Genomic DNA, 10,617 nt, shown 5'->3' on the forward strand with positions numbered 1-10,617 from the left:
CCCCCGACCAGAGGCGGCGGGACCGGGGCCCCAGCCGTCAGCCGTCAGCCGTCAGCCGTTGGGGAGGATGACGGCGCGCCCGTTGATCCGGCCGCTGTGCAGACGCTCGTAGGCGAGCGGCGCCTCGTCGATCCCGTAGGTCTCGACGTGCACGTCCACCGCGCCGGCCCGGGCGAGGTCGAGGACCTCGATCAGCTCGGCGCGGGTGCCCCAGTACGGGGAGGACACCGAGACCTCGTACGGCAGGGCGCCGAAGCCGACGGCCAGGGTGCCGCCGCCGAGGCCGACGATCGTCACGTCGCCCTCCACCGCCACCATCGCGCCGGCCGCGGCCGCCGTGGGCGGGGCGCCGACGAAGTCCAGCACCACCTGGGCGCCGATGCCGCCGGTGAGTTCGCGCACCCGGGCGGGCGCGGAGGCGTCGGAGCGGACCGTCTCGTGCGCGCCGACGCTGCGGGCCAGCGCGAGCTTCTCCTCCGTCACGTCCAGGGCGATCACCCGGGCCGCGGTCATCGCGCGCAGCAGCTGGATCGCGACGTGGCCCAGGCCGCCGGTGCCGATCACCACCGCGGTGCTGCCGGGCGTCAGCTTGCCGAGCGAGCGCTTGATGGCGTGGTACGGGGTCAGGCCGGCGTCCGTCAGCGGCACGGCCCGGACCGGGTCGAGGCCGCCGAGCGGCACCAGGTGCCGGGGGCTGTCCACCACCATGTACTCGGCCATCGCCCCGGGGGCGCCCAGGCCGGGCGGGTGGATGCCCAGTTCGGCGGCGCGCAGGCAGTAGTTCTCCTTGCCCTCCGCGCACTTGGCGCAGTTGCCGCAGCCCCACGGCCCGTAGACGGCGACCGGTTCGCCCTCGGCCAGGCCGGTCACGCCCGCGCCGAGCGCGGCCACGGTGCCGACGCCCTCGTGCCCGAGGGTGAGCGGCAGGGGGAAGGACAGCCGCTCGGCGGGCATGCTCATCACGGCGATGTCGGAGTGGCACACCCCCGCCGCAGTGACCTTGAGCAGGACCTGGCCGGGGCCGGGCTCCGGATCGGGGACGGTGACCACCTCGGGGGCGGCGCCGACGCTGCGGTACTGGACTGCCTTCATGGGTTTCGGACTCCCTCTCTCTGCCCCCGGACTCGACTGTCCCCCCGGTTGCGCTGCCCCGGCCACCGGACAGGCCTGGGCAGCGGGCCGGTCAGCGGGCCGCGTAGGCGCCGTCGACCAGGTGGTAGCTGCCGTGGATGAAGGAGGCCCGGTCGGAGAGCAGGAAGGCGGTCAGTTCGGCGACCTCCTCGGCGCGGCCGAGCCGGCCGGCCGGGTGCAGGGCGACCAGCGCCTGACGGGCCTCCTCGTCGGCCGCGCTCAGCAGCGGGGTGTCGATGAAGCCCGGGCCGACGGCGTTGATCCGCACGCCCTGCGCGGCGTACTCCAGGGCGGCGGTCTTGGTCAGGCCGACCACGCCGTGCTTGGCGGCGGCGTAGGCGGGCGAGCCGGCGAAGCCGTTGGCGCCCAGGATCGAGGCCATGTTGACGACGGCGCCGCCGCCGGCCGCCAGGATGGCGGGGATCTCGTAGCGCAGCGAGTAGAAGACGCCGTCGAGGTTGGTGGCCAGGACCCGGCGCCACTGCTCGGGCTCGTACGCGCCGGTGGGGGCCTTCGCGCCGCTGATGCCGGCGTTGTTGACGGCCAGGTGCAGGGCGCCGAGCCCGTCCACGGCGGCCTGGACGGCGGCCCGCACCGACTCCGGGTCGGTGACGTCCGTCCCGATCGCCAGGGCCCGGGCGCCGGCGGCCTCCAGTTCGGCGGCGGCCCTGCGGGCGCCCTCCAGGTCGAAGTCGGCGACGGCGACGGCCGCGCCGCCGGCCGCCAGGCGGCGGGCCACGGCGAGGCCGATGCCGGAGGCGCCACCGGTGACCAGTGCGGCCTTGCCGGTGAACTCCTGGGGGTGGTCGGTGCCGGTCATGGCGTACGTCCTTTCGTGCGGGTGCGCCGGGTGGGCGCGGTGGTTCAGGCCGCCGGGCCGTCGGGGGGCGGTTCGGCGGCGAGCAGGTCGAAGGCCCGTTCCACGAGGTCGGGCAGATCCGGCTCGTCGGCGCCGACGGGGTGGCGGACCCAGGCGCGGGAGGCGGCCTGGAGGGCCGCCACGCCGAGGCCGACGGCGACGGCCGGGCGCAGGTCGTACTCCGCGTCCAGGCCGAGGCGGGCGGCGGCGATCCGGATGGAGGCCTCCTCCTCGTCGACGCAGATCCGCCGGTAGGCGGCGGTCAGCGAGGGCTCGGCGGCGATCAGGCCGAACAGCTCCCGCACACCGGGGCGCCGGTGCCAGGCCGGGTCCCGCTCGTCGCCCAGCCAGACCCGCAGCGCCGCGCGGTAGGCGGCCACCGGGGTCTCGGCGGCGGGGCGGGCCGCCAGCGCCGCGTTGATCCGGCCGAAGTCGGCGCGCAGGCAGTCCAGCACGGCGTCCTCGCGGGAGGCGAAGTACCGGCTGAAGGTGCGGCGGGAGACGTCGGCCCGGTCGGTGACGTCCTCGACGGAGACGGCGGCCAGGCCGCGGTCCAGCACCAGCTGGAGGGCGGCGGCGGCCAGTGACTCGCGGGTGCGGCGCGCCTTGCGGTCACGCCGTCCCTCGGTGGTGTGCTCGGCCTTCTCGGTGGTCACGGGAGCCACCGTACACCCGGAAATGTCCCATTGGGACATGAGTCCCCCTGGGACACGAGCCCGCCCCGGCCCCCACGGGAAGGCGGGGGCCGGGGCGGGCTCGCAGACGGGCTCGCAGGCGGGTCGAGTGGAACGGGCCAGGCCGGCCGAATCAGGCGGGGACTATCGCGAAGGAGCCGTTGCTGAGCGGGGTCTCGGTGTAGGGGCCGCTGTCGATGGCCTGCGGGGAGTAGCCGTCGAAGACCTGGCCGTTGACCGTGACGCCGGAGAAGTCCAGGCGGCTGAAGGAGGGGTAGCTCTGGCTCGGGGACTCGATCACGGCCTCGGCGCTGACGTTCTGGCCGTCGAGCTGCTGGGTGGTGGTCTCGGTCCAGCCCTTGGTGTTGTCGGTGATCTGCAGGGCGTAGCTGGAACCACCGCTGTTGACCACCGAGGCGGTGAAGCTGTCACCGGCGTCCACCGGGTCGCTGAAGTACTGCGGCGGGGCCGGGTACATCTCGTACCAGGCCGAGTAGACCGGGGAGCCGCTGGAGCAGTCGGCCTGGACGCCGGTCTGCTCGACGGTCTGCGAGCCGTAGCCGTCGATCCCGACCCAGGGGGCGAACAGGTCGTTGGCGGTGTTGCACTGCACGGCGGGCATGGTCCAGGAGCCGGAGACGCTCTGGAAGCCGCTGCCCTGGGCGACGTAGCCGCCCCAGACTCCGCCGTCGTAGCGGGCGCCGTGGCCGAAGCGGTGCGCGCTGCCGTAGCCGTGCGCGGCGGCGTGGGTGGCGGGGGTGGCGGGGGCGGCCGTCGCGGGGGTCGCGGCCGCGGCGGCCGGGAGGGCCAGCAGGGCGGCGAGCACGAGCCGGCCGGTGCGGGAAAGGGCCATGGGGGGCTCCTTCACTGGGAGTTGAGGGGGTGCCGCCCAGCTTGCGGGCGCCGCGGGCGGGCCGGGAAGGGAACCGCGTGGGCAGGAACCCGACATGGCGGGAACATGTCGACCGATCAATCCCTTGATTTCGGGCACCGAGTGGCGCACAGTCGGCTCGTCCACTGGCGGTGCAGGACGAGGAGGACGCAGTGTCGGGGACGGGCATGCTCGCCGGACTCGGCCTCGGCGCGGTCGAGGAACAGCTCTACCTGCGGCTGCTCGGCGTCCAGGCCGCCGACCCGCAGTGGCTGGCGTCGCAGATGAACCTCCAGGCCTCGATCGTGCTCGCGGCGCTGGTCTCGCTGGCCGCGCAAGGGCTGGTGGAGGCCTGCACGGCCGGGGCCTGGGCGGCAGTGCCGCCCGACGTGGCGGTGGAGGAGCTGCTGCTGCGGCGCGAGGTCGAACTGCGGCGCGCCCGGGGCCGGATGGGCGAGCTGATGCGCACCTACCGGCAGGGCCGGGACGGCACCGGGTCCGACGCGCCGGTCGAGGTGATCTGCGGGCGCAGATCGGTCGCCGAGCTGTGGCGCACCCTCCAGTTCGGGGTGCGCGAGCGGCTGCGGGTCCTGGACCGGCCCCCGTACATCCGGCGCAGCGATCCGCAGACCGAACTGTCCCTGCTGGCACGGGGGGTGACGACCAGGGTGGTCTACCACAGCCGGGTGCTGCGCGATCCGGAGCGCCTGGCGGAGATCCACTCCTTCGCCACGGCCGGGGAGCAGGCCCGGGTGCACACCGAACTGCCGCTGAAGCTGGCGCTGTTGGACGACCGCTGGGCGCTGCTGCCGGTCAGCGCGGGCACCGAGCTGCAGAGCGTGCTGCTGATCCGGCCCTCCACCCTGCTGGACGCGCTCGCCGGACTGTTCGAGCTGTACTGGGCGCAGGCGATGCGGCTGCCCGCCCTGCCGGAGGAGAATCCGGAGGACCGGCACCGCCAACTGCTCCCGCTGCTCGCGGCGGGGCTCACCGACGAGTCGATCGCCCGCCAGCTGGGGGTGTCCACCCGGACGGTGCAGCGCTGGGTGCGGGAGCTGATGGACCGCTTCGGGGCCCGGACCCGGTTCCAGGCGGGCATCCAGGCCGCCCGGGCCGAGCTGCTGTGAGCCGACTGCGCCGCCCCCGGGCCGCGCGAGTGCGCAGGTCAAGGCCGGGCCGGGTGCGCGCGGCAGGCCCGGTGACCGGGAGAATGGTGCGGACAGTTCACCGGAAGTACAGAGAAAGCGAACCCCCACCATGGATCTCGGCGTGCGCTGGAAGCTGCACGGTGACGGGCGTACGCCCGCGCCGGGGGCGGTCGTCCGCCCCGACGAACGGCTCTCCTGGCCCCGCACGGCAGGGCTCGGCGCCCAGCACGTGGTGGCCATGTTCGGCGCGAGCTTCGTGGCGCCCGTGCTGATGGGGCTCAACCCCAACCTGGCGATCATGATGTCCGGCGTCTCGACGATCATCTTCCTGCTGGCCACCCGCGGCCGGGTGCCCAGCTACCTCGGCTGCTCGCTGTCCTTCGTGGGCGTGGCCGCGGTGATCCGGGCGCAGGGCGGCACCAGCGCGACCGTGACCGGTGCGGTGTTCGTGGTGGGCGCGGCGCTGTTCCTGGTGGGCCTCGCGGTCCAGCGGTTCGGGGCGCGGATCATCCACGCGGCGATGCCGCCGATCGTGACCGGCGCGGTCGTCATGCTGATCGGCTTCAACCTCGCCCCCGTCACCGCGTCGACCTACTGGCCGCAGGACCAGTGGACGGCGCTGCTGGTGATGCTGTTCACCGGTCTGGCCGTGGTGTGCCTGCGGGGCTTCTGGTCGCGCGTGGCGATCTTCCTCGGGCTGCTCTTCGGGTACGGGATCTCCTGGCTGTTCGACCGGGTCTTCGGCAAGATCCACTCGGTGGACGCGGGCGGCCACCTCACCGACCACTGGCGCCTTGACCTGTCGGGCGTCGGCAAGGCGGACTGGATCGGCCTGCCCGACTTCCACGGCCCCTCCTTCCAGTGGTCCGCGATCCTGGTCGCCCTGCCCGTGGTGATCGCGCTCGTCGCGGAGAACGCCGGGCACGTCAAGGCCGTGGGCGAGATGACCGGCCAGACGCTGGACGACAAGCTCGGCGTCGCGATCTCCGCCGACGGCGTCGGCTCCATGCTCTCCACCGCACTCGGCGGCCCGCCGAACACCACCTACTCCGAGAACATCGGCGTCATGGCCGCCACCCGGGTCTACTCCACCGCCGCCTACTGGGCCGCGGCCGGCTTCGCGCTGCTGTTCGGCGTCTGCCCGAAGTTCGGCGCCGTCGTGGCCGCGATCCCCGGCGGGGTGCTCGGCGGCATCACCGTCATCCTGTACGGCATGATCGGCCTGCTCGGCGCGCAGATCTGGATCAAGTCCAAGGTGGACCTGCGCAACCCGCTGAACCTGGTGCCGGCCGCCGCGGGCATCATCATCGGCATCGGCAACGTCACCCTGAAGTTCACCGACACCTTCAGCCTCAGCGGCATCGCGCTGGGCACCCTGGTCGTCATCACCGGCTACCACACGCTGCGGGCGCTGGCCCCCGCGCACCTCAAGACGCAGGAGCCGCTGCTGGACGAGGGCACCTCCTCCTACGACGAGGACTCCGAGGGCTCCGAGGGTGCTGAGGGGCCGCGCAACCCGTAACGGACGGGCCCGGGTTCGGGTTCAGGTCGACAGGACGGCCGGCGGAAGTGTCCGAAAAGGCTCTTCCGTCGGCCGTTCCGTCTGGCCGGACGGGCCGGGCGGTGGTCGAATCGCCGCGTACACCCGTCCCCCGCCCCGCGCCACTCATCCCCCCGGGAGAGGCATGTCCCTTCTGACCCAGCGCCGCAAGACCGCCGCCGCGGCCGCCGCCCTCGCCACGTTCGCGCTCACCTGCGGCGGCCAGGCCTCCGCCGCCGACGCGGGCAAGGTCCTGTGGACGCCGAGCACCAGCACCGGCCCGTCCTCGTTCAAGGCGGTCCAGTGCGCGGCCGGCAACTTCGGCGTCGTCAAGGACTCCGTCAAGGGCAGCGTGTGGCGGGCCTTCCAGGCCGCCGGCGAGGAGCGCTGCGAGACGCTCAGCCCGGACCTGAAGGAGGGCGACACCTTCTACCTCGGCTGGTCGTCCAAGGTGGACATCAAGGACACCAACAGCCGGTACGTCTTCCAGCTCAAGTGCTCGCCGAGCACCGGCACGGCCAACCACCCGATCGAGATCGACATCGTCAACGGGCGCGTCCGCCTCCAGGAGTGGGACACCGACCACGTCGCGCACTCCCTGTGGACCGCGCAGACGACCAACAACACGTGGCACTCGTACGCGCTGAAGATCCGCCTGGGCCGCACCGACGGCACCATCGACTTCTGGTTCGACGGCGTGAAGCAGACCTTCACCACCGGCTCGGACACCTTCAAGGGCACCACCTGGGACGGCGACCGCAACTACCTCAAGTGGGGCTCCTACCACCCCTCCACGGGGGATGCGACGAACACCTTCACCAGCCCGGTGATGGCCACCACGCTGGAGGCGGCCACCGCCGGCTCGTGACGGCGCGCAGGCCCGGACCGGTGAGCGGTCCGGGCCTGCGGTTTCAGACGTCGCCGAACTCGCCACTGCGGACGGCGACGACGAGTGCAGGCTCGGCCCTGACCGCTGGTCAAGCGGTCGAAGACGCCTGGGACTCCTGGGAGCATGGCGACGGCATCCCCCTTCTCCTTCAGGGCGCCCCGGTCCCGATCGGCTGATCAAGCCCGGCCCTTCTCCCCACCGGGACTCCCCCGCACAATCCTTCTTGAGGCACCCGCCATGCTCACAACCCGCCGCCCCGCACCTTCGTCGCCCGTCACCCCCGCCACCGTCTGAAAGCCGCACCACCCATGCACCTCACCAACCTCGCCAAGCACACCCTCTCCCGCGGCGCCACCCCCGCCGCCACCTACGCCCTCCTCGCCCGCCTCGGCCACCAACCCCGACCCGCCGCCCAAGCCGTCTGCCTCGCCCTCGCCATCCCCCACACCGAGACCACCCGCCGCCTCGACGACTGCCACGACGCCCTCCTCGCCAACCCCCGCCCCAACTCCGAAACCGACACCGGCGAACTCCTCGAAGCCCTCGGCATCTTCGACATCCCCGCCACCCTCACCCCCACCCAACGCGCCGTCATCGACCACCTCCTCACCGCCGTCAACGCCCACGGCGACATCCGACCCGGCCACCACCACGGCCTCAACCGCTGGTTCACCACCGGCAACCTCACCACCGCCTACCTCTCCCTCACCACCACCCCACCCCTCCCCCGCACCGGCGACCCCACCGCCTACTGGACCACCCTCACCACCGCCGGTGAACTCCTCACCACCACCAACCCCGACCCCCGCCTCAAGTGCGCCCTCACCCACTGCCGCACCCAAGCCACCCAAGCCACCCAAGCCACCCGCCCATGAGCACGGGAAGTCGACCCCACCGACTTCCTGCGCAGCACGATCACCGGTGGCACAGGGGTGGCGGCCGCCGGATAAATGCCGTGCGTGCCTGGCAGCCGGTGGCTACACTTGCGCGGACTTCGACCGTCCGTATACCGAGGAGACCAGACGTGGTGGTGGACGACGACATCTCCGGGTGAGTCCCGGACCCGGCAGGCCACCGACCGGTGCGTGGAAGCACCGTCGGCGTGGCCCCGTCGTCGCGCCCTCCTCCCATCCGTCTGCCCCCGGGCGCCGGCTGTCTGCTGCGCCGCGCCCTGCCCCCCTCCCGCAGCCCCTGAGCGGCGACCTCACCGTCGCCGAGGTGCTGGGCATCGCCGAGATCGTCCGGGCCATCGACGCCGTGGAGTCCGGGGACGTCGACGAGCGGCACTTCGCCGTCATCGGCGACGACTGGGACATCGAGGAACGCACCCGCGCCCAGCTGGAGCGCCTCGGCCTGGCCCACCTGGCGCTGGACCGGCGCCTGGGCACCCTCAGCGGCGGCCAGATCGTCTCCCTCGGCCTGGCCGCCCAACTGCTCAGGCGCCCCGACGTGCTGCTGCTCGACGAGCCCACCAACAACCTCGACGCCGACGCCCGCGGCCCAGCTGGAGAGCGCCCTGAACTCCTACCGGGGGGCCTTCGTGGTGGTCAGCCACGACGAGCGGTTCCTGCACGGGATCGGCGTGCAGCGGTGGCTGCGGCTGGCCGACGGCGGGCTGGCGGAGGGCGCGCCCGCGTAGCGGACGCGGGGTGCGCACCGGGCCGCGCCGTTCGGCGGGCGCGGGCCGGTGCGCCCGCCGGCGGCACGGCCGGATGTGGCGCCGGTCACACGATCGGGGCCCTCGGGGGCCTCCGGGTGAGAAGGGTCACGCCCGGCGGGCGGGCGGGCGCCCGGGCGGCGACAGGGCCCGGCAGGACTGGGCGGGCGGGGTCGCGACACGGTCCGAGGTCCTGTCCGCTTCGGGACCTTGGTCGCGACTCCGGCCGACCTTCGGCCCGGTGGCGGCCCCCTCGCACCCGGGCAACCGTGGACGGTCGCCCGGTGTGAGCGGGTGATGGCGCCGTCCGCCGGACGGCGTCTTTCCTTGCCGTCTACCCGGCGCACGGTGAGCGGGCCATCCGCCGCCGTACGCTCCGGAGGACCCCCAGCACATGTCCCAGACCATCGACAACGCCCCGTATACCGCCTTCCACCGGAGACTGGCCCTCGCCTGTTCCGGTGGGCCGCTGCTCGACGGCTACATCCTGAGCATCGTCGGCGTCGCCCTGATCGGGATGCGACCCGAGCTCGGCCTGTCCACCGCGGAGGTCAGCCTGATCGGCGCCGCCGCGCTGGTGGGCATGTTCGTCGGCGGCGCGCTCTTCGGCGTGCTGACCGACCGGATCGGCCGGGAGGTGATGTACACCGCCGACCTGCTCGTGATGGTCGCCTGCTCGGTGCTCTCCTTCTGGGTCGACACGGTGTGGGCGATCGCCGTGCTGCGCTTCGTGCTCGGCATGGCCGTGGCCGCCGACTACCCCATCGCCACGTCCCTGCTCGCCGAGTGGCTGCCCGCCAAGCAGCGCGGGCGGCTGCTCGGTCAGCAGATCATCGCCTGGTACGCCGGCTCCGTGCTCGCCTACGTGGTGGGCTACGCGTTCCTGGAGCTGGCCGGGCCCGGCAGTTGGCGGTGGATGCTCGCGAGTTCCACGGTGCTGTGCGTGGTGTTCCTGGTGATCCGTCGCGGTACGCCGGAGTCCCCGCGCTGGCTGGCCGCCCACGGGCGGGTCGGCGACGCGGTGCGCGTGGTCGAGAAGCACCTCGGCGTACGGGTGGACGGCCGCGAGCTGATGCCCGACCCGGCCGAGCGCGGCCGCCCCGGCGGGCTGCGCCTGCTGATGACCCCGCCCTACCGGCGCCGCACCCTGTTCTGCGGCCTGTTCTTCCTCTGCCAGGTCGGCCCGCTGTTCGCGATGCTCACCTTCGGCCCGCAGATCCTCTCCTCCTTCGGCATGCCCGGCGGCACCGTGATGGAGACCCTGGGCACCGGGCTGATCAGCCTCGTCTTCCTGCTCGGCTGCTTCCCGGCGCTGCGCCTGATCGACACCCGCGGCCGGCGCCCCGTCATCATCTGGTCGTTCGCCCTGATGGCCGTCCCGCTGGCCCTGCTGGGCGTGTGGCCCACCGCCCCGGCGGCCATCGCCCTGACGGCGCTGTGCGCGTACGCCTTCCTGTGCGGCGGGCCCAACGTCCTCGACTGGACCTACCCCAACGAGCTCTTCCCCACCGAGATCCGGGCGACGGCGGTGGGCGTGGCGACCTCGGTGAGCCGGATCGGCGCGGCCGTCGGCACCTACCTGCTGCCGCTGTCGCTGTCCGGGCTGGGCACCGGCCCGACCATGCTCATCGCGGCCGGCACCACCGTGGTCGGCCTGCTGGTGTGCATGCTGTGGGCCGAGGAGACCCGGGGCACCGCCCTGGGCGCCGCCCCGGCCGCCGGCCGCAAGGCCGCCAGGCCGGCCGTCCCGGGGCAGCGCGTCCCGCAGACGGCGCGCTGAGGGCGCGCCGAGCTGCGCTGACGGCCACCGCGTGACGCACCGGCGGCGCTGCCCGGGACCTCCCGGGC

Annotated in this window: 9 protein-coding genes and 1 pseudogene; 6 read left to right on the top strand and 4 right to left on the bottom strand. The window is 73.6% G+C overall.

What is annotated here, in order from left to right; translation table 11 throughout:
• Positions 1-51: 51 nt before the first annotated feature.
• From ACFWPT_RS40205 to ACFWPT_RS40220, 4 genes are all read right to left on the bottom strand, one after another.
• Positions 52-1,092, bottom strand: coding sequence for an NAD(P)-dependent alcohol dehydrogenase (locus ACFWPT_RS40205; protein ID WP_380487941.1), 1,041 nt, complete (start codon positions 1,090-1,092; stop codon positions 52-54).
• A 91-nt stretch (positions 1,093-1,183) separates the two neighbouring features.
• Entirely contained in the window at positions 1,184-1,951 is a 768-nt protein-coding gene (locus tag ACFWPT_RS40210) for an SDR family NAD(P)-dependent oxidoreductase (RefSeq protein ID WP_380487943.1), read from the bottom strand.
• Between the two features lie 44 nt (positions 1,952-1,995).
• Complete coding sequence (locus tag ACFWPT_RS40215) at positions 1,996-2,646, bottom strand: TetR family transcriptional regulator (RefSeq protein ID WP_380487945.1); 651 nt, start codon at positions 2,644-2,646, stop codon at positions 1,996-1,998.
• A 151-nt stretch (positions 2,647-2,797) separates the two neighbouring features.
• Positions 2,798-3,517, bottom strand: coding sequence for a G1 family glutamic endopeptidase (locus ACFWPT_RS40220; protein WP_380346299.1), 720 nt, complete (start codon positions 3,515-3,517; stop codon positions 2,798-2,800).
• A gap of 191 nt (positions 3,518-3,708) precedes the next feature.
• Here ACFWPT_RS40220 and ACFWPT_RS40225 point away from each other — a divergent pair, with 191 nt between their 5' ends.
• The 6 genes and pseudogenes from ACFWPT_RS40225 (at position 3,709) to ACFWPT_RS40250 (ending at position 10,549) form a co-directional block, all read left to right on the top strand.
• Positions 3,709-4,662, top strand: coding sequence for a LuxR C-terminal-related transcriptional regulator (locus tag ACFWPT_RS40225; protein WP_380487947.1), 954 nt, complete (start codon positions 3,709-3,711; stop codon positions 4,660-4,662).
• A 130-nt stretch (positions 4,663-4,792) separates the two neighbouring features.
• The gene (locus ACFWPT_RS40230; protein WP_380380563.1) at positions 4,793-6,205 is read left to right on the top strand and encodes a uracil-xanthine permease family protein; all 1,413 of its coding nucleotides are present in this window, start codon (positions 4,793-4,795) and stop codon (positions 6,203-6,205) included.
• Between the two features lie 163 nt (positions 6,206-6,368).
• On the top strand, positions 6,369-7,091 hold the full coding sequence (locus tag ACFWPT_RS40235) for a heparin lyase I family protein (protein ID WP_063350348.1): 723 nt from the start codon (positions 6,369-6,371) through the stop codon (positions 7,089-7,091).
• Between the two features lie 329 nt (positions 7,092-7,420).
• The gene (locus ACFWPT_RS40240; protein ID WP_380487949.1) at positions 7,421-7,987 is read left to right on the top strand and encodes a hypothetical protein; all 567 of its coding nucleotides are present in this window, start codon (positions 7,421-7,423) and stop codon (positions 7,985-7,987) included.
• A 175-nt stretch (positions 7,988-8,162) separates the two neighbouring features.
• A pseudogene (locus ACFWPT_RS40245) lies at positions 8,163-8,682 on the top strand (ATP-binding cassette domain-containing protein); the annotation flags it as partial.
• 481 nt (positions 8,683-9,163) lie between these two features.
• A complete protein-coding gene (locus ACFWPT_RS40250) occupies positions 9,164-10,549 on the top strand; it encodes an MFS transporter (RefSeq protein ID WP_380487951.1) in 1,386 nt (461 codons plus the stop codon).
• Positions 10,550-10,617 lie beyond the last annotated feature (68 nt).

Origin of the sequence: Kitasatospora sp. NPDC058478, assembly GCF_042720345.1 — a bacterium.
Classification (GTDB): Bacteria; Actinomycetota; Actinomycetes; order Streptomycetales; family Streptomycetaceae; genus Kitasatospora.